Source organism: Micromonospora sp. NPDC049359 (genome assembly GCF_044466585.1).
GTDB lineage: Bacteria > Actinomycetota > Actinomycetes > Mycobacteriales > Micromonosporaceae > Micromonospora.
Map to the genome: position 1 here is coordinate 134,435 of NZ_JBITMW010000006.1, position 20,584 is coordinate 155,018.

Here is a 20,584-nt window from a genome sequence, read left to right on the forward strand (position 1 = left end):
GGTCAGCCCAACAGGCGGTCGATCTCGGCCAGATCCTCGGTGCCCAGGTCGAGGTTGTGCACGGCGGCGACGTTGGTCTCCAACTGCTCGACGCTGCTCGCCCCGATGATGAGGCTGGTCATCCGCGCGTCGCGCAGCGCCCACGCCAGCGCGAGCTGGGCCAGGGACTGACCGCGCCGCTCGGCGACCGCGCCGAGCCCCCGGATGGTGGCCATCTTCTCGTCGCCGAGGTCGCTCTCGTTGAGAAAGACGCTGGTCCGCACCCGCGAGTCGGCCGGGATGCCCTTGAGGTAGCGGTCCGTCAGCAGGCCCTGCGCGAGCGGGCTGTACGCGATGCAGCCGGCGCCGACCTGCTCCAGCGTGTCGAGCAGGCCGTCGTCCTCGGTCCAGCGGTTGAGCATCGAGTACGACGGCTGGTTGATCAGCAGCGGCGTGCCCAGGTCGCGCAGGATCGCCGCGGCCCTCGTGGTCTGCTCCGAGTTGTAGTTGGAGATGCCCACGTAGAGGGCCTTGCCGGAGCGGACGATGGCGTCCAGCGCGCCCATCGTCTCCTCCAGCGGGGTGTCCGGGTCGAACCGGTGCGAGTAGAAGATGTCGACGTAGTCGAGGCCCATCCGGCCCAGCGACTGGTCCAACGACGAGATCAGGTTCTTACGCGAGCCCCACTCGCCGTACGGGCCGGGCCACATCAGATATCCGGCCTTGCTGGAGATGACCAACTCGTCCCGGTACGGCTTCAGGTCGGTGGCGAGCATCCGGCCGAAGTTCTCCTCCGCCGAGCCGGGCGGCGGGCCGTAGTTGTTCGCCAGGTCGAAGTGGGTGACGCCGAGGTCGAACGCGCGCCGGACGATGTCCCGCTGGCGCTCGTACGGGCGGTCCGGGCCGAAGTTGTGCCACAGGCCGAGAGAGACGGCGGGCAGCCGCAGGCCACTGCGTCCGCTGCGCCGGTAGGTCATGGTGTCGTAGCGGTCTTCCGCGGCGAGGTAGGTCACGATCATGAGCCTAGCCCCGGTCCGGCCTGCCCGAGATCGGGCGTGGAAAGCCGGACATCGGGGTAGTTTCGACCCGACGACCGGCCCTGCACCGCGGAAAGTGAGCGACGTGGACGACATCACCGCACTGATCCTGGACGACCACGCCGCCTTCCGGCGCGGCTTCGCCCGCCTCGACGACGCCCGCGACGAGCAGGAACTGCTGGCCATCTGGGACGCCCTCGCCCTGCACCTGGACATCCACGCCGAGGCGGAGGAGGCGATCCTCTACCCGCACCTGGTCAAGCACGGCGACGACGGCGAGGACGAGACCGAAGACGCGATCGGCGACCACAACAAGATCCGGGACGCCATCGCCGAGTCCAAACTGCACCCGGTCGGCTCGAAGCCCTGGTGGGACGCGGTCGGTACGGCCCGCCGGGAGAACAGCGAGCACCTGGCCGAGGAGGAGGACGAGGCGCTGCCCGACTTCCGCCGGCACGCCGGCTTCGAGCTGCGGGCCGAACTGGGGCAGCGCTGGCTGACCTTCTACGGCGAGCACAAGAACGGCCGCGACCTGCCGTTCCGCGACAAGGACCCGCAGGGGTACGTGGCCGACCACCGCTGAGATCTCCCCGCTGCGGGGGAGTCGCGCACCCGGTCCACGCCAGCAGAATGACCGGATGACCCTCCGCGCGGCGCTGGCCCCGCTGGTCGCCGGCAGCACCTGGCGACGCGGCGTGTTCCTGCTGCTCGGCGGCGTGCTGGCCCTGCCGTACGGGGTCCTCGCGGTGACCTTCGCGCAGATGCTCACCGACTCGGAGATCCCCCGCCCGCTGGTGTACGTCCTGCTGGTGGTCGCGGCGCTGATCGCCGTGGTGCCGCTGCTGCTGGACGGCAGCCGGGCCCTGGAGATCGCGGCCGTACGGGCGCTGCTCGGCGTCGACCTGCCCGACCCGGCGCCGGGACACCGGGGCGATCGGGAGAGCCGCCTGCGCAGCGCGCTCTGGATCGCCACGCACCTCATCGTCGGCGCGCTGGTGATGACCGCGCTGTTCAGCGCCCTGCCGATGGCGCTCGCGTTCATCGCGCAGCAGTTCGGTGTGGGCGACGAGCTGACCAGCCGGGAACGGTTCGGGCCGCTGGACGGGCGGGACAGCGGCTGGCTCACCCTCGCTGGGGTCGCCCTGCTGGTGGGCCTCGGCTACGCCGTGGCCGGGCTCGGCGCGCTCGCCGTCTCGATGGCCCCGGTGCTGCTCGGACCCGCCCAGGCCGAGCGGATCGCCGCCCTGGAGGCGCGGGCCACCCGGCTCGCCGAACGCAACCGGCTGGCCCGCGAACTGCACGACTCCGTCGGTCACGCGTTGACCGTGGCGACCCTCCAGGCCGGCGCCGCCCGTGAGGTGCTGGACACCGACCCGGAGTTCGTCCGGCGCGCGCTGACCGCCATCGAGGACGCCGGCCGGACCGCGATGGACGAGCTGGACCACGTGCTGGGGCTGCTCCGCGAGACCGGCGGCGGCCGGCCCTCGGTGGCGCCACAGCGTACGCTCGCCGACCTGGACCGGCTGGTCACCGACGCCCGCGCGGCCGGGCTGACGGTCTACGACAGCCGCGCCGGCGATCCCGCGGCGGTGCCCGCGGTCGTCTCCCGGGAGGGTTACCGCATCGTCCAGGAGGGACTGACCAACGCCGCCCGCCACGGCCACGGGCCGGTGACGCTGCGGCTCGACCTGCACCGCGATGCCCTGGAGTTGGAGATGGAAAATGCCCTCGGCCGACAGCGCCGCTCCGATCCGGGTCGGGGCGGGCGGGGCCTGGACGGCATCCGGGAACGGGTGCTGCTGCTCGGCGGCCGGCTCACCGTCGGCCCGCACGGCGACCGGTGGCTCGTCCGAGCCCGCCTGCCGTACGAGGACGCCCGATGACCACCGGCGTGCTGATCGTCGACGACGACGAGCTGATCCGGGTCGGCCTGCGAGCCATCATCGACGCGCAACCGGACCTGCGAGTGCTCGCCGAGGCCGCCGACGGGGCCGAGGTGCCGCCCCTGGTCGCCCGGCACCGCCCGGACGTGGTGCTGATGGACGTGCGGATGCCCGGCATCGACGGCATCCAGGCCACCCGCCACCTGCTGGCCACCTCCGCCGACCCGCCCCGGGTGCTGGTCATCACCACGTTCGCCAACGACGAGTACGTCTACGAGGCGCTGCGCGCCGGCGCGTCCGGCTTCCTGCTGAAGCGGGCCCGCCCGGCGGAGGTCATCGAGGCGGTCCGCGTCGTGGCGGCCGGGGAGTCGCTGCTGTTCCCGGCGGCGATCCGCCAGCTCGTCGGGGCGTACGGGCCGGTGGGCGGGGACCGCCTGCAAGCCGCCCGCCTCACCGAGCGGGAGGCCGAGGTGCTGCGGCTGATGGCGACCGGCCGGTCCAACCCGGAGATCGCCGCGCACCTGGTCGTCGGGGTGGAGACGGTCAAGACGCACGTTGGCAACGTGCTGGCCAAGCTGGGCGTCCGCGACCGTACCCAGGCGGTCATCGCCGCGTACGAGTCCGGCTTCGTCACCCCGTCCGGCTGATCCCCCGGCCGAGGGCTCCCGGCCGTTCCCCCGGCCGAGGGGCTCCCGGCTGATCCCTCGGCCGGGGGAGCGGGTTCACCGCCGCCCGGGAGGGAACCGGTCGCCGATCGGTCGAGGCTGAGAGCATGACGACGATCAATGACCTTCGAGCCCGTACCGACTCCCGCTGGCCCGACCGGCTCGCCCCGCTCGCCGCCGGTTGGCTCGGCCTGTGGGGCGTACTCGCCCTGCTCGGCACGCTCACCGGCGCCGGCTACCCGTTCGGCCCGAACGACCTCCACGGCGGTGACGTCAGCCTGCTGCGCCTGGTGCCGGTGGACGTGGCCACCCCGCTCTTCGCCGGAGTCCTGCTGAGCGCCGCCGTGGCCGCCCTCGCCATGAGCCGGCCGGCGGTCCGGCCACCCGGCCCGCTGCGGGCACTGCTCGCCGGCTACGGCTGGGCGGTCGCGTTCCTGCTCGCCGTGGTCGTGCCGGACGTCCGCGTGCTGGTCATCCTCGGCTACCTGCCGATCCTGATCGTCGGCGCGCCGTTCGGCTGGCCGCCGGTCGACTACTCCGACATCTTCAACTGGGCCCTGTTCGGCCGCTTCGCCGCGCTGCTCGGCGGGCTGCTGCTGGCCGGGGCGGTGCTCGCCTGGCAACGCCGTACCGCCGCAAGCTGCGTCTCCTGCGGGCGGGACGGCACCGACCGTGGCTGGACCACCCCGGCCGCCGCCGCCCGCTGGGGTCGGTGGGCCGCCGGCATCGCGGCGATCATCCCGTTGACGTACGCGGCGATCCGGTTCGCCTGGACGGCGGGCATCCCGCTGGGCATCTCCCGGGAGTTCCTGACCGAGATGCAGGACAGCGGGCTGGTCTGGGCCGGGTTCGGGCTGGCCGCCTTCGCCACCGCCGGCGCGATCCTCACCCTCGGGCTGGTGCAGCGTTGGGGTGAAACGTTCCCCCGCTGGATGGTCGGGCTCGCCGGTCGTCGGGTGCCGGTGAAGCTGGCCGTGGTGCCGGCGACCCTGGTCGCCATCTCCGTCACCGCGGCGAGCCTCGGCCTGCTCAGCAACCCCCAGTTCTGGGAGCTCACCGGCGGGACCAGCCTGACCGGGGCGCCGATGCTGCTCTGGCCGCTGTGGGGCGTGGCGCTCGGCGCGGCCACGTACGCGTACCACCTGCGCCGCCGGGGCGCCTGCCGGCGCTGCGGCCAGGGCTGAGGGTGGCCGTGGGGGTGCCACCCGAAGCCGGAGGCGCCCCCGAAAATGTGAGCTAGCGTTACTCGGGTGACTGCGCCTACCCCGGTAATCCCGGTTCCACCGGCCGACCTGCCCGGCACGCTCGGCGCGCTACGGGCGGCCGGTCACCAGTACCGCACCGTCAAGCAGGAACTCCGCGACAACCTCCTCGCCCGGATGCGCTCCGGCGAGACCCGTTTCCCCGGCATCGTCGGCTACGACGACACCGTCCTGCCCGAGGTCGAGCGTGCTCTGCTCGCCGGGCACGACATGGTGCTGCTCGGCGAGCGCGGCCAGGGCAAGACCCGACTGATCCGCGCCCTGGGCTCGCTGCTCGACGAGTGGACCCCCGTCATCACGGGCTCGGTCCTCAACGAACACCCGATGCGCCCGCTCACCCCCGCCTCGGTCGCCCAGGTCGCCGAGGCCGGCGACGACCTGCCGATCGGCTGGCTGCACCGCTCGATGCGCTACGGCGAGAAGCTCGCCACCCCGGACACCAGCGTCGGCGACCTGATCGGTGACGTCGACCCGATCCGGATCGCCCAGGGCCGCACCCTCGGCGACCCGGAGACCATCCACTTCGGGCTGGTGCCGCGTACCAACCGTGGCATCTTCGCCGTCAACGAGCTGCCCGACCTGGCCGAGCGCATCCAGGTGGCGCTGCTCAACGTGTTGGAGGAGCGCGACATCCAGGTCCGCGGCTACCAACTCCGGCTACCGCTGGACCTGCTCCTGGTGGCCAGCGCCAACCCTGAGGACTACACCAACCGGGGTCGCATCATCACGCCGCTCAAGGACCGGTTCGGCGCGGAGATCCGCACCCACTACCCGGTCGACCTGGAGTTGGAGCTGGCGTTGATCCGCCAGGAGGCGGATCTGGTCGCGGACGTCCCCGAGCACGTGCTGGAGGTGCTGGCCCGTTTCGCCCGCGCGGTGCGGGAATCCCCGTCGGTGGACCCGCGCTCCGGAGTCTCCGCCCGGTTCGCGATCGCCGCCGCCGAGACGGTGGCCGGTGCCGCACTGCGTCGTGCCGGCTTGCTCGCCGCCTCCGCCGACGTGTTAGGAGGGGCCCCCTCTACAACCGCAAGCGATAACAAGGTGCCCTTCCTTGCATCGGAGGCGGCGGTGGCTCGCGTTGGTGACGCGGTGTCGGTGACCAGCACGCTGCGCGGCAAGGTGGAGTTCGAGAGCGGCGAGGAGGGACGGGAGGTCGAGATCCTGGCCCACCTGCTGCGGACCGCGACCGCCGAGACGTTCCGCGCCCACCTGGCCGGCCTCGACCTGTCCGGGTTCACCGCTCTCGTCGAGGACGGGACGGCGATCGAGACCGGCGAGCTGGTCGGCTCCGCCGAGCTGCTGCGCCAGGTGGGCACGGTGCCCGGTCTGGCCAAGGTGCTCGACCGGCTCGGCCTGGGCGACGCGCCCACCCCGGAGGAGGCCGCCGCGGCCGTGGAGTTCGTGCTGGAGGGGCTGCACCTTACCCGCCGGCTCGGCAAGGACGTCACCGAGTCCGGGCGCACCGTCTACGGCGGCCGGGGCTGACTGTGGCCGGCAACCGGTTCCGGTACGGCCAGTGGAACGGCGGCCCCGATCCGCTGGCACCCCCGTACGACGTGCGTGAGGCGGTGGACGCGGTCGGCGCCGAGGTGCTGGCCGGCGGCAGCCTGCGGCAGGCGCTGCGCGATCTGCTGCGCCGTGGCCCGCAGGGGCGGGGCGGGCTGGACGACCTGGCGGCTCGGGCGCGACGGCTGCGCCGCGAGGCGCTTCGTCGCGGCGACCTCGACGGCGCGGTGACCCGCGCACAGGCCCTGCTCGACCAGGCTCTCGCCGCCGAACGTGACGAGCTGCGGAGCCGCGACGACGACGACGCGCGGTTCGCCGAGTCGGTGCTGGACAATCTGCCCCGCTCCACGGCCCGTGCGGTCGAGGAGCTGGCCGGCTACCAGTGGGCCAGCGAGGACGCCCGTCGTTCGTACCAGCAGATTCTCGACCAGCTCCGGGACGACGTGCTCGGTCAGCGGTTCGCGGGCCTGCGGGACGCGGTGCGCGCGTCCGCCGATCCGGCCGCGCAGCAGCGGCTCGCCGAGATGATGCGGGACCTGAACGACCTGCTGGCCCGGCACGGCCGCGCGGAGGACACCACCGACGCGTTCGCCGAGTTCATGCGCCGGCACGGCGACTTCTTCCCGGAGCAGCCGGAGACGGTCGACGAGCTGATCGACGTGCTGGCCCGCCGTTCGGCGGCCGGTGAGCGGCTGATGAACTCGCTGTCCGAGCGGCAGCGCGCCGAGCTGGCCGGTCTGATGCAGCAGTCCCTCGGCGACCGGCTCGCCGGTGAGCTGTCGGCGCTCGACGCGAACCTGCGGGCGCTGCGGCCGGATCTGCGCTGGGGGCGCGGCGAGCGGGTCCGGGGCGACCAGCCGTTGGACTACGCCGACGCGGCCGGCGCGCTCGGCGAGATCGGCGAGCTGGACGACCTGCTGGATCAGCTCGACCAGGAACACCCCGGGGCCACGCTTGACGACGTGGACGTCGACGCGGTGGCCCGGACGCTGGGCCGGGACGCGGCCGACGACGTCCGCCGGCTGCGCGAGCTGGAACGCGAGCTGCGCCGGCAGGGCTGGGTGGGCCGGGACGCGGACGGGCTCACGCTCAGCCCGAAGGCCCTGCGCCGGCTCGGCGGCACGGCGCTGCGGCGGGTCTTCGCCGACCTGACGGCCGGTCCGCGCGGTCAGCACGACCTGCGTTCGGCGGGTGCGGCCGGCGAGGTCAGCGGGGCGTCCCGCCCGTGGGAGTACGGCGACGAGCAACCGCTGGACGTGGTTCGTACGCTCACCCGGGCGGTGCGCCGGGCCGGGCCGACGGTTCCGCTGCAACTCGAAGCGGACGACTTCGAGGTGGTGGAGACCGAGAAGCGTGCCTCGGCGGCGGTGGTGCTCTGCGTGGACCTGTCGTACTCGATGATCTCGCAGGGTCGTTGGGGGCCGATGAAGCAGACGGCGCTGGCGTTGGCGCACCTGATGGAGACCCGTTTTCCACAGGACGCCCTGCAGATCGTGGGCTTCGGTCGGGAGGCGACGACGCTCACCCAGCAGGAGTTGGCGGCCGTGGAGCCGGACCTGCAACAGGGGACGAACTTGCAACACGCGCTGCGGTTGGCCGCTCGGCACCTGCGCCGCCATCCGGATGCCGAGCCGGTGGTGCTGGTGGTCACCGACGGGGAGCCGACCGCCCACCTCGACCCGGACGACGGGGAGGCGCTGTTCCACTGGCCGCCGCTGCCGGAGACGATCGAGGCGACGGTCCGCGAGGTGGACCGGCTCAGCCGCTACGGTGCGACCCTCAACCTGTTCATGCTCGGCGATGACGAGGGCCTGCGCCGCTTCATCGACGCGGTGGCGAGACGCAGCCGTGGCCGCATGTTCACCCCCGACACCGACGACCTGGGCGAGTACGTGGTGTCGGACTACCTCCGCTCCCGCCAGTCCCGCCGCTGAACGGACCACCCCGTCGATCATGGAGTTGTGGTGGGTGGCAAATGCCGCTCGTCCGGGTGAATCGGGCACCACAACGCCATGATCGACGGGGTGGGGCGGTGGGGTGGGGGTGTGGTGGTGGCGAGTGGCGGGTTGCGGCGGGCTTATGACTCGGTGTTTGCCGAGATCGACGGGGTTTCTTTTGGGGCTGCCCCTCGGGGGCAGTTGAGCGCCGAGCAGATCGTGGCGCACCTGGTGGCGAACGACGAACTGATGATCCAGGCCAGCGAGGCGTTGCTCGCGGGGTCGCCGTTCGCCTACTACGAGCTGGAGGAGGACATCCACCGTCCGCAGCTCGACGCGTTGGTCGCCGAGCAGGGCGGTCTGCGCGGCCTGGCGGCGTTGCTGCACGGCACCAGCGAACGGCTGTGCGGGCTGGTCGACCAACTCGGCCTGGCGGCGGAGGCGCCGGTGGAGACCCACCTGCGCGAGGGCTTCGACCTGATCGTCGACGAGCCGCTGCCCTGGTCCCGCACGCTGGACCTGCACGCGAGGGTCCACCTCCCCAAACACCAGGCCCAGCTCCACCTGCTCCGGACCTGACCGCCCCCCACGACCCTCGTCGATCTTGCACTTTCTGCGGCGACAAAGGCATGTGTAACGGGCATCTCGACGACAGCAAGTGCAAGATCGCGGGGGGTCAGGCGCGGGCCAGCTCCTCGCGGGGGTGGAAGGTGCGGCGGTAGGTGGACGGGGCCACGCCGATGCGTTGGTGCAGTTGTTGACGTAGGGCTGCGGTCGTGCCGAAGCCGCAGCGGCGGGCGATCTGGTCGACGGTGAGGTCGGTCGTCTCCAGGAGGAGTCGGGCGTGGTCGGTCCGTTGCCGCAGTAGCCACTGCGCGGGGCTCAGTCCCGTCTCCAGCCGGAAACGTCGGGTGAAGGTGCGGACGCTCATCCGGGCCTGCTCGGCGAGGTCGCGCAGGGCGATCGGCTCGTGCAGGCGCTGTCGGGCCCACTCGCGGGTGGCGGCGGTGCTCGCATCGGTGGCCCGGGGGACCGGCTGTTCGATGTACTGCGCCTGCCCGCCGTCGCGCCACGGCGGCATGACACAGCGTCGGGCCGCCCGGTTGGCGATGTCGCTGCCGTGGTCGAGGCGGATGACGTGCAGGCAGAGATCGATGCCGGCGGCCACTCCGGCCGAGGTGAGCACCCGGTCGTCGACGATGAAGAGCACGTCCGGGTCGAGGTCCACCCGGGGGTGCAGGCGGCGGAACCGCTCGGCGTACGCCCAGTGGGTCGTCGCCCGGCGTCCGTCCAGCAGGCCGGCCGCGGCCAGCACGAACGCGCCGGTGCAGATCGACATGATCCGGGCGCCCCGTTGGTACGCCGACCGCAGCGCCTCGGCCACCTCCGGCTCGACGGTGCCCGAGGTGAGCGCCGCGCCGGCGTGGATGCCCGGGACGATCACCGTGTCGGCGGTGTCGAGCAGCTCCAACCCGTGGTCCGGGAGCACCTGGAAGCCGGCGGTGCTGCGGACCGGCCGGCCGCCCGGGGTGCACACCCGGACGTCGTAGCGGTACGCGTCGTCGGCGCCCCGGGCGGTGCTGAAGACCTGGGACGGGGTGCCGAGGTCGAGGCCGACGACCTGGTCGAGGGCGAGGACGGCGATCCGGTGCGGGCCACTACTCATGGCCCGATTATTGCGTACGATGGCTTTCCGGCCACTCGTCCTAGCCGGAGGCGCGGCCCAGACTGGTCGCGTGAGCAAGAATCGTCGCCTGCACCCCGCCTGGCTCGTGGCCGGTGTCGCCTTCGTGGCGCTCGTCGGCGCGGCCGGGTTCCGCGCCACGCCGTCGGTGCTGCTGCACCCGCTGCACGCGGAGTTCGGCTGGCCGCTGGCCACCATCTCCGCGGCCGTCTCGGTCAACCTGCTCCTCTACGGGCTCACCGCGCCGTTCGCCGCCGCGCTGATGGACCGGTTCGGCATCCGCCGGGTCGTCTCGGTGGCGCTGCTGCTGGTCGCCGCCGGCAGCGGTCTGACGGTGTTCATGACCGCGAGCTGGCAGTTACTGCTGTGCTGGGGCGTCCTCGTCGGCCTGGGCACCGGCTCGATGGCGCTCGCCTTCGTGGCGACCGTCACCGGGCGCTGGTTCGTCCGTCGTCGGGGCCTGGTCACCGGCGTGCTGACCGCGGGCGGGGCCGCCGGGCAACTGATCTTCCTGCCGCTGATCGCCGTGCTGGTACGCGACCACGGCTGGCGCACGGCGGCACTCGTCGTGGCCGGTGCCGCCCTGGCTGTCGTACCCCTGGTGGTGTGGCTGCTGCGCGAACACCCGGCGGATCTCGACCTGCCCGCCTACGGCGCGACCGAGGTCGTCGCGGCGCCGCCGCCGGCCGGCGGCGCGGCGACGCGGGCGCTCGGCGCGTTGGCCGCCGCGGCCCGGACGCGGCCGTTCTGGCTGCTGGCCGGCGGGTTCGCGATCTGCGGAGCGACCACGAACGGCCTCGTCGGTACGCACTTCGTGCCGGCCGCGCACGACCACGGCATGGCCGAGACCACGGCGGCGGGACTGCTCGCGCTGGTGGGGCTCTTCGACATCGTCGGCACGATCGCCTCCGGCTGGCTGACCGACCGGGTGGACAGCCGGCTGCTGCTCGGTGCCTACTACGCGCTGCGCGGGCTGTCGCTGCTGGTGCTGCCCAGCCTGTTCGCGGGTACCGCCGAGCCGAGCATGCTGGTGTTCATCGTCTTCTACGGCCTGGACTGGGTGGCCACCGTGCCGCCGACCGTTGCGCTGTGCCGGGAGTACTTCGGTGGCGCGGGCGCGGTCGTGTTCGGCTGGGTGTTCGCCGCCCACCAGTTCGGGGCGGCGCTCGCGGCCACCGGCGCGGGGCTGGTCCGCGACCGACTCGGCGACTACGCGGTGGCCTGGTACGTGGCCGGTGCGCTGTCGATCGGCGCGGCAGGGCTGTCGCTGCTGCTGCGCCGACGGCCGGGTCGACCGGTGCCGGAGGCCGTCCTCGTCGCCGCGACCGCACCCCGCGCCTGGAGCTACCGCGGTTAGCCGACCGTCCACTGTTGGGCGGGCCGGCCGTCGCAGGGCCGCTGCCGGATGTCGTTGCCGGCCTCGACGCCGTCGTCGTCGGCCTGCGCGCACTTACCGCTGTGCACCGCGACCAGCAGCACGGGGCCGGCGCCGGTGGGGGTCAGCCGCCACTGCTGGTTGGCCTGACCGTGGCACGGGAACTGTTGCAACCGCGCGCCGTCGTCACCGCTGCCGCCCTCGACATCGAGGCACTGCCCGTGGGCGGCGTTGGTCATCGTCACCGCTCCCGTCGCTACCGGGTTGACCATCCACTGCTGCTCCGGGCCGCCGGTGCAGGCGGCCAGTTCGGCCTCGGCCTTCTCGTCGTCGCCGTCGAGCCCGAGGCAGAGCCCGGTGGGCGACCGCAGCACGTGGGCGCCGCTGGTGGGAACGGCCGGGGTGGCCGACGGGGTCGGCGACGGCTCGACCGAGGGCGTCGGGGTCGGCTCGGCCGCCGGGGTGGTCGGCTCGGCGGCGCTGGACGGCGTGCCGACGGCCGCCGGCACCACCGGCTCGTCGTCCCCGTCGAGCAGGCCGGTGGCGAAGACCACACCGAGGAGTACGCCCACCAGCCCGACCGCCAACGCCACCCGCAGCAGCGGGTCGGCCAGCGGGCCCGAGTTGGCTCGGCGTCGGCCGCCGTAGACGGTGCCGACGGGGTCGGGGCGTTCCTCGGGGGCGGGCATAGCCGCCATCCTCACCCACGGCGGCGGGCCGGAGCCAGCCGGACGACGGCAGCGGCGGAGTTTCAGCGGGTGGGCTGCGGGTCGGTGACGTCGGCCACAGTGGCGTCGAGGGCGGCGATCGCGGCGTCGGCGTCGACCGCCACGGCGAGACCCCGCTCGCCCGCGCCCAGGGTGATCTGCCGGCCCCGTAGCCGCTCGTCGGCGATCACCGGCCAGGCCGTGCTCGCGCCGAACGGGGTGATGGTGCCGCGCTCGTACCCGGTGGCGGTCAGCGCGCCCGCCGCGTCCGGCATGGAGATCCGCTGCACCCCGAGCAGGGCGCGCAGCTTGGGCCAGGAGATGACCCGGTCACCAGGGGTGAGCACGAACAGGTGGTCGTCCGCGCCACGGCGGACGACGATCGTCTTGACCACGTCCGGGATGGCCACACCACGGGCGGCGGCGGCCTCCGCGAGGCTGCCGACCGCGCCGTGACTGACCAACCGGTACGGCAGTCCGGCGGAGTCCAGGGCGGCGATCGCGGGCGACGGCATGTCCGCCACGGTAACCGCCGGGCCTGCTGTCGGACGGGAAACGGCAGGCGAGGACATCCCACGATTTCCCGGGTGCAGGCGTAAGGTGATCACATGCGCGCTGAGCGTGTGGATCACCCAATTGACCATGATCAAGCGGTGGACACGTTGCGGCGGTCGTACGCCGCGGTGCCCACGGGCGAGCCTGTCCGGCTGGCCAAACGCACCTCCAACCTGTTCCGCCCCCGATCCGCTCCCCGCACCCCGGGCCTCGACGTGAGTGGCCTGAACGGGGTGCTCTCGGTCGATCCGGCCGGGCGTACGGCCGATGTGCAGGGCATGTGCACGTACGAGGACCTGGTCGACGCGACGCTGCCGCACGGGCTGATGCCGCTGGTGGTGCCGCAACTGCGCACCATCACCCTGGGCGGCGCGGTGACCGGCCTCGGGATCGAGTCGACGTCCTTCCGCAACGGACTGCCCCACGAGTCGGTACGCGAGATGGACATCCTCACCGGCTCCGGCGCGATCGTCACCGCCCGCCCGGACTCCGAGCACGCCGACCTGTTCCGCGCGTTCCCCAACTCGCTGGGCAGCCTCGGCTACGCGACGAGGCTGCGCATCGAGTTGCAGCCGGTCGGCCGGTACGTGGCGTTGCGCAACATCCGGTTCACCCAACTGGAGGCGCTCACCGACGCGATCGCCGAGGTGAGCGCCACCCGGTCGTGGGCCGGCCAGCCGGTCGACGTGCTGGACGGCGTGATGTTCAGCCCCGGTGAGGCGTACCTGGTGCTGGGGACCTTCACCGACACCGCCGATCCGCCCAGCGACTACACCGGCCAGGCGATCTACTACCGGTCGCTGCGTCAGCGCACCCGCGACGTGCTGACCGCGTACGACTATCTGTGGCGCTGGGACACCGACTGGTTCTGGTGCTCGGCGGCGTTCGGCGCGCAGCACCCGGTCGTGCGCCGGCTCTGGCCGGCGCGCTACCGACGCAGCGACGTCTACCACCGACTGGTCCGCCTCGAACACCGGCACCAGGTGGCGGCCCGGATCGACCGGCTGCGGGGCCAGCCGGCCCGGGAGCGGGTCGTGCAGGACGTGGAGATCCCGCTCGACCGCATGGCCGACTTCCTGCGCTGGTTCGCGGCCGACGTGGGGATGACCCCGGTGTGGCTCTGCCCGCTGCGGTTGCGCGAGCCGGAGGGGCCCGGTTCCGCGCGGTCGTGGCCGCTGTATCCGCTCCACCCGGGGCAGGACTACGTCAACATTGGTTTCTGGGGGAGCGTGCCGATCGCGTCCGGCGCCGCCGACGGCGACGTCAACCGCACGATCGAACGCAGGGTGTCGGAGCTGGGTGGGCACAAGTCGCTCTACTCCGACGCGTACTACGACCGGGACGCCTTCGATCGCCTCTACGGCGGCGAGACCTGGCGCGCGGTGAAAGACCGCTACGACCCGGACCACCGGCTGACGGGACTGTACGAAAAGGCGGTAGCACGAGCATGAGCCTGACCGACCGAGATCAGGGGGCGGCGAGCGTCCCCGCCACCCCGCCGGCGGGGGGCCGGCGCACCGGCCCGACCGTCGCGGACGTCGTCCGCGCGGTCACCGCCGGGCCGTTGCCGATCCGCATCACCGGGTACGACGGCAGCGCCGTCGGCCCGACCGATGCCGGCATCACCCTGGCGATCCGTACCGAGCGGGGTCTGTCGTACCTGCTCACCGCCCCCGGCGACCTGGGCATGGCCCGGGCGTACGTGAGCGGCGACCTGGCGTTGCAGGGGGTGCACCCGGGTGACCCGTACGAGGCGTTGCGGGTGCTCAAGGACGAGTTGCGGCTGCGCCCGCCGTCGGTGGCCGACGGCGTCGCGCTGGTGCGGGGGTTGGGTTGGGAGCGGCTGATGCCGCCGCCGGCGCCTCCGCAGGAGGCCCAGCCGCGCTGGAAGCGGGTGATGAACGGGCTGCGGCACTCCCGGGTCCGCGACAGCACGGCGATCTCGCACCACTACGACGTCTCGAACGCCTTCTACGAGAAGGTGCTCGGCCCGTCCATGACGTACACCTGTGCGGTCTTCCGGTCCCCGACCGACACCCTGGAGCAGGCCCAGGTGGCGAAGTACGACCTGGTCGCCGGCAAGCTGGCACTCAAGAAGGGCATGCGGCTGCTGGACGTGGGCTGCGGTTGGGGCGGCATGGTCCGGCACGCCGCGCGCGAGTACGGGGTCAAGGCGCTCGGGGTGACCCTGTCGAAGGCGCAGGCGCAGTGGGCGCAGGCCGCGATCGAGCGGGAAGGGCTGAGCGAGTTGGCCGAGGTGCGACACCTCGACTACCGGGACGCGCCCGCGGAGCAGTTCGACGCCATCTCCTCGATCGGGCTGACCGAGCACATCGGCGTGCGCAACTACCCGTCGTACTTCGGGGCGCTGCGGTCGCGCCTGCGCACGGGTGGACGGCTGCTCAACCACACGATCACGCGCGCCGACAACCGGGCGCCGCACCGCTCGGGCGCGTTCATCGACAGGTACGTCTTCCCGGACGGCGAGCTGGCCGGCCCGGGTCGGCTGATCAGCGAGGTGCACGACGCCGGGTTGGAGGTGCACCACGAGGAGAACCTGCGCCAGCACTACGCGCTGACCCTCGCCGCCTGGTGCCGCAACCTGGTGGAGCACTGGGACTTCTGCGTCTCGGAGGTCGGCACCGGGACGGCCCGGGTGTGGGGTCTCTACATGGCCGGTTCGCGGATGGCGTTCGAGCGCAACGGCATCCAACTGCACCAGGTGCTGGCCACCCACAACGGCCCGGACGGCGTGAACGGCTATCCGCTGCGACCGGACTGGTTGCCCTGATCATCCGCTGAGCGTCGCCTGAGGGTGAGCGTCGCCTGAAGCTGAGCGTCGCCGGAAGCCGCGTCGAGAAAGTCGGCGCGGCTTCTCGCGAAGCGATTGACAAACAAGTTTTGTACGTACAAACTGATTTTGCCATGAGAGACGTCCTGTACCTGGAGCAGATCGAGCAGGCCGAGGTCCTGCTCAAGCCGCAGCGCGTGGAGGTGCTGCGGCAACTGGCCGAGCCGCGCACCTGCACCGAGGTCGCGGCCCGACTCGACCAGACGCCGCAGCGCGTCTACTACCACGTCAAGCAGCTCGTCGCGGCCGGCCTGGTCGAGCTGGTCAACGAGCGCAAGGTTCGCGGGATCACCGAGGGCATCTACCAGGCCGCCGCCCGGTCCTACTGGCTCTCGCCGCGGCTGGTCGGCCGCATCGGGCTGCGCCGGGCCCGCGACGAGCTGAGCCTGGGCTACCTGCTCGACCTGATGGAGGAGGTCCAGGCCGACATCGCCGCCCTGGACCGGGCGGCGCCCGAGCTGCCCTCGATCGGGGTCTCCGGCGAGATCCGGGTGCCCGCCGAGCAGCGCCAGGAGTTCCTGCACGACCTGCAAACCGCACTTCAGGACCTGTTCACCCGCTACGGCGGCAGCGAGGGAGATGCCTTCAAGCTGGCCGTCGCCTGCTATCCGAAAGGGAACGACAATGAGTGAACCGTTGAAGGTGCAGGCCCGCCTGACCGCCCCCGTGGCGCGCGTCCGCCAGGCCCTGACCGACCCGGCCGAGCTGCGCCTCTGGCTGGCCGAGCACGCCGAGGTCGAGCTGCCCGAGCGGTACGAGTTCTGGGGCCGCTACACGCCCGAGGGTGACGCCCCGCACCAGCGGCTCCTGCACGCCGACGACGACTCGCTGCGCTTCGGTTGGCTGCTCGACGGGGTCGAGACCACCACCGAGTTCCAGCTCGCCGCCGACGGCCCGGACGCCACGGTGCTCACGCTGACCCAGAGCCACTTCGACTTCGCCGAGGCGATGGACGGCTCCAGCATTCGGGGCGTACTCCAGACGTACTGGGCGCTGTCCATCGCGAACCTGGCCTCCCACCTCGAGGGCAAGCCGCTGCTGCCGCGCACCGACTTCACCTCCGCGGAGCTGCGCGGCGAGCTGGTCATCGCGGTCCCCGCCGACAAGGTCTGGGAGTCCCTGACCGACTCCGAGCAGGCCAGCGCCTGGTTCGGCTACCCGATCGGGATCGAGCCCTGGGTCGGCGGCCGGTACGCCATGGGTGGCTTCGAGCACGGCTACGCCGCCAAGATCGTCGACCTGGAGCCCGGCCGGCGGATGTCCGTCGACTGGGGACCGACCGGCGTCACCAGCTGGGAGCTGGCCGAATCCGGTGGCCGCACCACGCTGACCTTCGTGCAGAGCGGCTTCGACGAGACCAACCCGCCGTACGCTGCCTGGTCCGGCTCGGTGGCCGGCCTGTTCGAGCTGCGCCGCTTCCACGAGATGGCGGCCTGGCAGCCGATCTGGCTCGCCGAGGAGGTCCCCGGCCTGGAGCCCCAGCCCACCCTCTGACCGTCCCGCCGTGATCGTGCTCGATCAAGGATTTAGTGGCCTCGTTCGCACCTCGAAGGCACTACATCCTGGATCGAGCACGATCTTGTGCGTGGGGAGAGGGTCCTGCCCGCACGCTCACGCGATGGCTGCGATATCACCGTCGTCGAAGTAGATCGCCTGGTGCAGTCGACCGCCGAGGGCGACGGCGTATCGGGCCACCACCTCCTGGCCGGAGATCCGGCCCTGCTCGATCTGGGACACCCGACCCTTCGTGACACCCATGCGCTCGGCGATCTGCTGCTGAGTGAAGCCGCGGGCTCGTCGTACCTCGGCGAGTCGGTGCCCGACGACCTGCGCGAGCAGTTCCTGCTTTCCGGCTTCGACGGCCTCCTCGCCACCGGCCCGCTGTACGTACTCCGACCGAATGTCCGACCACCGCACATGCCCACTCATCGTTGGCCCCCCTCCTGCTGCGCGCGTTCCTTCAAGTAGATCTCGTAGCGTTGCTCGGCGAGCGGGATGGCCTGTTGATACCAGCTCTGCCACTGGCCTGCCTTGTCGCCCGCGACCAGCAGAATGCTTGCGCGCCACGGGTCGAAGACGAAGAGGATGCGGACGGTGCCGGGTCGCAGCTCCTTGAGGTCCAGGCTGTCGATCCAGGCGCGGACCTCGTCGACGACGAAGACCTCCCACTCATCCTGCGGCATCCGGGGAGTATATCAATCGCTATACCGCCTTGTGCGGATCTTGCAGCTCGTGGGGCGGGTTCGGTGACTTTTCGGGGTGGAGTGGGTACTGCCGTGCGATGTTCCTCATCTTTGGTCTGCGTACCAAGGTCGACCGGTCCGGTGTCGTGCAGGAGGTCTGCCGTCACTGCGGCAACCACGCCGCACAGGTGATCACCCGCCGGTCGACGAAATTCACCCTCTTCTTCATCCCACTCATCCCGATCCGCACCCGGTACGCGCAGCAGTGCACGTTCTGCGGGGCGGAGTACGAGGTCGCCAAGTCCGACGCCCAGCGCCTCCCGGTCGGCTGAGCCGCAGATGGCCCGCTTCCTGTGCTGGCTGATCGGCCGACCCCCGTCGGCCGGATCCGTCGTGTACACCGCCACCCGCCCGCCGTGCACTCCCGGCCGGCGTAGACGGCGACCCGTCCGCCGTCCGCTGGCCGGCACCGCCTTACCCCGCTCACCCTGGAACCGCTCCGCCGGCCGCTGACCCGACCTGTCGCCGGCAGCGGACACCGACCGCCAGGACAGCCCGGGGAGACCGCATCGGCCTGGATGTTCGGCTCTGGCGGCGTTCCCGGGCGCTGGCTAGGCTTTCGAGGTTTGCCGTGGACCGGTCCGCCCGACTGTGCACACCCGACGAAGAGCCGGAGCGACCGTGTCGCGACAGGACGTGAAGCAGGCCGCGGGGCAGCTCAAGCCCATCGGCCCGATCGTCGCGATCGCGGTCCTGGTCGTGGAGGCCGGCTGGTTGGCCGCCGCGCTGCCCGGCGCGGCGCTGGTCAGCGACGTGGGCGCGCTCCTGGTCGCCGGCTGGGCGACAGTCGCCTGTGCCGGCGTGGCCCGTCGACACCCGGCCCCGTTGCGCCGGTTCTGGACGCTGCTCGCCGTCACCATGGCGCTCGCCGCGCTGGGTCGGGGAATCTGGACGGCGCAGCGGCTCGTCGGCGACGACCTGCCGCACAACGCGCTGATCGGGGTCGTCTTCAGCGCCGGCATCCTCACCGGCACCGCCGCGCTGCTCAGCTCCCCGTCCGGACCGCGGACGGCCGTCGGGCGGGCCCGGACGCTGCTGGACGGCGTGATCGTCGCGCTGGCGCTGGTGCCGGTCGGCTGGGTGCTGGTGTTCCGTGGGGTTGCCGCCGCCGAGTTGGCCGATCCGGCGCGCACGCTGGGGCTGCTCTACCCGATGTTCGACCTGATGCAGCTCACCATCCTGGTGGCGGTGGCCGGTCCGGCGCGGCCCCGGTGGCGGCCGATGCGCGTGCTCGCGGCGAGCCTGACCATCCGGGTGGTGGCCGACGTGGTGTACGTCTCGCTGGTCGCCCGGGGGGACTACGCCGCCGGCCACCCCATCGACCTGTGCTGGCCGCTGAGTTACCTCCTGATCGGGCTGGCCACCGCCAGCCGGCCGCCGCCGGACTGCGACGGCACCGACGAGACCGCCGAATCCCCGCTGCCGCCGTGGTGGCGGGTGGCGCTGCCGTACCTGCCGGTCGGCGGGGCGATCATCGCGGTGCTGCTGGCCCGCCGGCCGACCGGCCAGACTCCACCGCTGGTCTTCGTGACCATGATGACCCTGCTCGCCGCCCTCGCCGTACGGCAGGGGCTGGCCGCCAACGAGAACCTGCGCCTGGTGGCGCGACTGCGCCGGCTTGCGTACGGCGACCAGCTCACCGGGCTGCCGAACCGGCTGCTGTTCAACCGACTGCTGCGGCTGGCCCTGCGGGACGGTCGGCCGGTGGCCGTCCTGCTGCTCGACCTCGACGGGTTCAAGCAGGTCAACGACCGGTTCGGGCACGCCACGGGCGACGCCCTGCTGACCGGGCTGGCGGCTCGGATGCGGGCTGCCGTGGACGGCGACGGCACGATCGCCCGCCTCGGCGGCGACGAGTTCGCGGTGCTGGTCGAGGGGGACCGGCCGGTGTCACCGGAGCACCTGGCCGAACGCCTGCTGGACGCGCTGCGCCCGTCCGAGGGGGAGGAGGACGTGGGTGTGCACCCGTCGGCGAGCATCGGCATCGCCGAGTACGGGCCGCAGCACGCCTCCCACTCCGACCTGCTGCGCGACGCCGACATCGCGATGTACGCGGCGAAGGCCGCCGGCAAGTCCGCGTACCGGACCTGCACCCCGGCGCTGCGTGAGTCGGCCGTGTCCCGGGCGGAGCTGATCGCCGACCTGCGCCGGGCCGTCGACGAGGAGCAACTGCACCTGGAGTTCCAGCCGATCGTCGACCTCGCCACCGGTGCGGTACGCAGCGCCGAGGCGCTGGTGCGCTGGCGGCACCCCCGACTGGGGATGTTGCCCCCGGCGCGGTTCCTGCCGCTGGCGGAGGAGACCGGCCTGATCCTCCCGATCGACCGTTGGGTGATCCACGAGGCGTGCCGGGCGGCGGCGACCTGGCGGGCCCGCGCGCCGGAGGCGACGGTCGCGGTGAACATCGCCGCCGCCCACCTGCGCCGGCCCGACCTCATCGCCACGGTCACGGCGGCCACCGCCGGCGCCGGGCTGGCACCCCGGGCGTTGACGCTGGAGCTGACCGAGTCGGCGTTGATCGAGGGGACCGACGCCGTGCTGGAACGGCTGCACCAGCTCCGGGAACTGGGCATCCAGATCGCCATCGACGACTTCGGCACGGGCTATTCGTCCCTGAGCTACCTGCACCGCATCCCGGCCACCGAACTGAAGATCGACCGCTCGTTCGTGGCCCGCCTCGGCACGGACGACCGGGCGTACGCCACGGTGGAGATGGTCACCCGGCTGGCCGGCGCGTACGACCTGGCGGTGATCGCCGAGGGGGTGGAGACCGAGCGCCAGCACGACGCGGTCACCGCCATCGGCTGCCCGCGCGGGCAGGGCTTTCTGTACGGGCGTCCGGACAGCCCCGCCACGGTGGGTCAGAATCGGGCTTGACCCTGACGTAGCGGCAGGTAGGA

The 20,584-nt window shown here is 72.4% G+C and carries 20 protein-coding genes; 14 read left to right on the top strand and 6 right to left on the bottom strand.

Annotated elements, in window-relative coordinates; genetic code table 11:
- Positions 1-2: 2 nt before the first annotated feature.
- A complete protein-coding gene (gene mgrA / locus ACIBTX_RS16050) occupies positions 3-998 on the bottom strand; it encodes an L-glyceraldehyde 3-phosphate reductase (RefSeq protein WP_357172842.1) in 996 nt (331 codons plus the stop codon).
- Positions 999-1,101: 103 nt separating this feature from the next.
- Between mgrA and ACIBTX_RS16055 the strand changes: the two genes are divergently transcribed.
- From ACIBTX_RS16055 to ACIBTX_RS16085, 7 genes are all read left to right on the top strand, one after another.
- A complete protein-coding gene (locus ACIBTX_RS16055) occupies positions 1,102-1,599 on the top strand; it encodes a hemerythrin domain-containing protein (RefSeq protein WP_357172845.1) in 498 nt (165 codons plus the stop codon).
- A gap of 55 nt (positions 1,600-1,654) precedes the next feature.
- The gene (locus tag ACIBTX_RS16060; protein ID WP_357172848.1) at positions 1,655-2,899 is read left to right on the top strand and encodes a histidine kinase; all 1,245 of its coding nucleotides are present in this window, start codon (positions 1,655-1,657) and stop codon (positions 2,897-2,899) included.
- A complete protein-coding gene (locus ACIBTX_RS16065; RefSeq protein ID WP_357172851.1) occupies positions 2,896-3,546 on the top strand; it encodes a response regulator transcription factor in 651 nt (216 codons plus the stop codon). Before ACIBTX_RS16060 ends, ACIBTX_RS16065 begins: the two co-directional genes overlap by 4 nt.
- Before the next feature lie 125 nt (positions 3,547-3,671).
- Entirely contained in the window at positions 3,672-4,748 is a 1,077-nt protein-coding gene (locus ACIBTX_RS16070; protein ID WP_396832649.1) for a hypothetical protein, read from the top strand.
- A gap of 66 nt (positions 4,749-4,814) precedes the next feature.
- On the top strand, positions 4,815-6,311 hold the full coding sequence (locus tag ACIBTX_RS16075) for a sigma 54-interacting transcriptional regulator (RefSeq protein ID WP_357127942.1): 1,497 nt from the start codon (positions 4,815-4,817) through the stop codon (positions 6,309-6,311).
- A 2-nt stretch (positions 6,312-6,313) separates the two neighbouring features.
- Complete coding sequence (locus tag ACIBTX_RS16080; protein WP_357127939.1) at positions 6,314-8,266, top strand: VWA domain-containing protein; 1,953 nt, start codon at positions 6,314-6,316, stop codon at positions 8,264-8,266.
- Positions 8,267-8,344: 78 nt separating this feature from the next.
- On the top strand, positions 8,345-8,848 hold the full coding sequence (locus tag ACIBTX_RS16085; RefSeq protein WP_396832650.1) for a hypothetical protein: 504 nt from the start codon (positions 8,345-8,347) through the stop codon (positions 8,846-8,848).
- 97 nt (positions 8,849-8,945) lie between these two features.
- On the opposite strand, the gene ACIBTX_RS16090 is transcribed toward ACIBTX_RS16085, so the two are convergent.
- Positions 8,946-9,935, bottom strand: a complete 990-nt coding sequence (locus ACIBTX_RS16090) for a GlxA family transcriptional regulator (RefSeq protein ID WP_396832651.1) — start codon at positions 9,933-9,935, stop codon at positions 8,946-8,948.
- Between the two features lie 19 nt (positions 9,936-9,954).
- On the opposite strand from ACIBTX_RS16090, the gene ACIBTX_RS16095 reads away from it, so the two are divergent.
- Positions 9,955-11,310 (top strand): MFS transporter, encoded by a 1,356-nt coding sequence (locus ACIBTX_RS16095; protein WP_357127932.1) that lies wholly within the window; start codon positions 9,955-9,957, stop codon positions 11,308-11,310.
- Here ACIBTX_RS16095 and ACIBTX_RS16100 read toward each other — a convergent pair.
- On the bottom strand, positions 11,307-12,017 hold the full coding sequence (locus ACIBTX_RS16100) for an RICIN domain-containing protein (protein WP_357127929.1): 711 nt from the start codon (positions 12,015-12,017) through the stop codon (positions 11,307-11,309). The two genes, ACIBTX_RS16095 and ACIBTX_RS16100, sit on opposite strands and share 4 nt — an antisense overlap.
- Before the next feature lie 62 nt (positions 12,018-12,079).
- Positions 12,080-12,550, bottom strand: a complete 471-nt coding sequence (locus ACIBTX_RS16105) for a YbaK/EbsC family protein (protein WP_357127927.1) — start codon at positions 12,548-12,550, stop codon at positions 12,080-12,082.
- A 93-nt stretch (positions 12,551-12,643) separates the two neighbouring features.
- Here ACIBTX_RS16105 and ACIBTX_RS16110 point away from each other — a divergent pair, with 93 nt between their 5' ends.
- From ACIBTX_RS16110 to ACIBTX_RS16125, 4 genes are all read left to right on the top strand, one after another.
- Positions 12,644-14,041, top strand: a complete 1,398-nt coding sequence (locus ACIBTX_RS16110; RefSeq protein WP_357127924.1) for an FAD-binding oxidoreductase — start codon at positions 12,644-12,646, stop codon at positions 14,039-14,041.
- On the top strand, positions 14,038-15,381 hold the full coding sequence (locus tag ACIBTX_RS16115; protein WP_357127921.1) for a class I SAM-dependent methyltransferase: 1,344 nt from the start codon (positions 14,038-14,040) through the stop codon (positions 15,379-15,381). The genes ACIBTX_RS16110 and ACIBTX_RS16115 overlap by 4 nt, the downstream gene beginning before the upstream one ends.
- Positions 15,382-15,515: 134 nt before the next feature.
- The gene (locus ACIBTX_RS16120; RefSeq protein WP_355051970.1) at positions 15,516-16,073 is read left to right on the top strand and encodes a helix-turn-helix domain-containing protein; all 558 of its coding nucleotides are present in this window, start codon (positions 15,516-15,518) and stop codon (positions 16,071-16,073) included.
- Positions 16,066-16,935 (top strand): SRPBCC domain-containing protein, encoded by an 870-nt coding sequence (locus ACIBTX_RS16125; protein ID WP_357127918.1) that lies wholly within the window; start codon positions 16,066-16,068, stop codon positions 16,933-16,935. The genes ACIBTX_RS16120 and ACIBTX_RS16125 overlap by 8 nt, the downstream gene beginning before the upstream one ends.
- 117 nt (positions 16,936-17,052) lie before the next feature.
- On the opposite strand, the gene ACIBTX_RS16130 is transcribed toward ACIBTX_RS16125, so the two are convergent.
- A complete protein-coding gene (locus tag ACIBTX_RS16130) occupies positions 17,053-17,370 on the bottom strand; it encodes a helix-turn-helix transcriptional regulator (protein WP_357172870.1) in 318 nt (105 codons plus the stop codon).
- Complete coding sequence (locus ACIBTX_RS16135; RefSeq protein ID WP_396832652.1) at positions 17,367-17,624, bottom strand: type II toxin-antitoxin system RelE/ParE family toxin; 258 nt, start codon at positions 17,622-17,624, stop codon at positions 17,367-17,369. Before ACIBTX_RS16135 ends, ACIBTX_RS16130 begins: the two co-directional genes overlap by 4 nt.
- Positions 17,625-17,722: 98 nt before the next feature.
- Between ACIBTX_RS16135 and ACIBTX_RS16140 the strand changes: the two genes are divergently transcribed.
- Both ACIBTX_RS16140 and ACIBTX_RS16145 read left to right on the top strand, forming a co-directional pair.
- Entirely contained in the window at positions 17,723-17,956 is a 234-nt protein-coding gene (locus tag ACIBTX_RS16140; protein WP_357127915.1) for a zinc-ribbon domain-containing protein, read from the top strand.
- Positions 17,957-18,305: 349 nt separating this feature from the next.
- Positions 18,306-20,561: an EAL domain-containing protein gene (locus ACIBTX_RS16145; protein WP_357127912.1), complete on the top strand. Its 2,256-nt coding sequence runs from the start codon at positions 18,306-18,308 to the stop codon at positions 20,559-20,561.
- Positions 20,562-20,584: the final 23 nt, after the last annotated feature.

Excerpts from the sequence above, each read along its gene's own strand:
- mgrA (WP_357172842.1), bottom strand. The coding sequence starts at position 998 with ATGATCGTGACCTACCTCGCCGCGGAAGACCGCTACGACACCATGACC.
- ACIBTX_RS16060 (WP_357172848.1), top strand. The coding sequence starts at position 1,655 with ATGACCCTCCGCGCGGCGCTGGCCCCGCTGGTCGCCGGCAGCACCTGG.
- ACIBTX_RS16065 (WP_357172851.1), top strand. The coding sequence starts at position 2,896 with ATGACCACCGGCGTGCTGATCGTCGACGACGACGAGCTGATCCGGGTC.
- ACIBTX_RS16070 (WP_396832649.1), top strand. The coding sequence starts at position 3,672 with ATGACGACGATCAATGACCTTCGAGCCCGTACCGACTCCCGCTGGCCC.
- ACIBTX_RS16085 (WP_396832650.1), top strand. The coding sequence starts at position 8,345 with ATGATCGACGGGGTGGGGCGGTGGGGTGGGGGTGTGGTGGTGGCGAGT.
- ACIBTX_RS16090 (WP_396832651.1), bottom strand. The coding sequence starts at position 9,935 with ATGAGTAGTGGCCCGCACCGGATCGCCGTCCTCGCCCTCGACCAGGTC.
- ACIBTX_RS16095 (WP_357127932.1), top strand. The coding sequence starts at position 9,955 with ATGGCTTTCCGGCCACTCGTCCTAGCCGGAGGCGCGGCCCAGACTGGT.
- ACIBTX_RS16100 (WP_357127929.1), bottom strand. The coding sequence starts at position 12,017 with ATGCCCGCCCCCGAGGAACGCCCCGACCCCGTCGGCACCGTCTACGGC.
- ACIBTX_RS16105 (WP_357127927.1), bottom strand. The coding sequence starts at position 12,550 with ATGCCGTCGCCCGCGATCGCCGCCCTGGACTCCGCCGGACTGCCGTAC.
- ACIBTX_RS16110 (WP_357127924.1), top strand. The coding sequence starts at position 12,644 with ATGCGCGCTGAGCGTGTGGATCACCCAATTGACCATGATCAAGCGGTG.
- ACIBTX_RS16115 (WP_357127921.1), top strand. The coding sequence starts at position 14,038 with ATGAGCCTGACCGACCGAGATCAGGGGGCGGCGAGCGTCCCCGCCACC.
- ACIBTX_RS16120 (WP_355051970.1), top strand. The coding sequence starts at position 15,516 with ATGAGAGACGTCCTGTACCTGGAGCAGATCGAGCAGGCCGAGGTCCTG.
- ACIBTX_RS16125 (WP_357127918.1), top strand. The coding sequence starts at position 16,066 with ATGAGTGAACCGTTGAAGGTGCAGGCCCGCCTGACCGCCCCCGTGGCG.
- ACIBTX_RS16130 (WP_357172870.1), bottom strand. The coding sequence starts at position 17,370 with ATGAGTGGGCATGTGCGGTGGTCGGACATTCGGTCGGAGTACGTACAG.
- ACIBTX_RS16135 (WP_396832652.1), bottom strand. The coding sequence starts at position 17,624 with ATGCCGCAGGATGAGTGGGAGGTCTTCGTCGTCGACGAGGTCCGCGCC.
- ACIBTX_RS16140 (WP_357127915.1), top strand. The coding sequence starts at position 17,723 with ATGTTCCTCATCTTTGGTCTGCGTACCAAGGTCGACCGGTCCGGTGTC.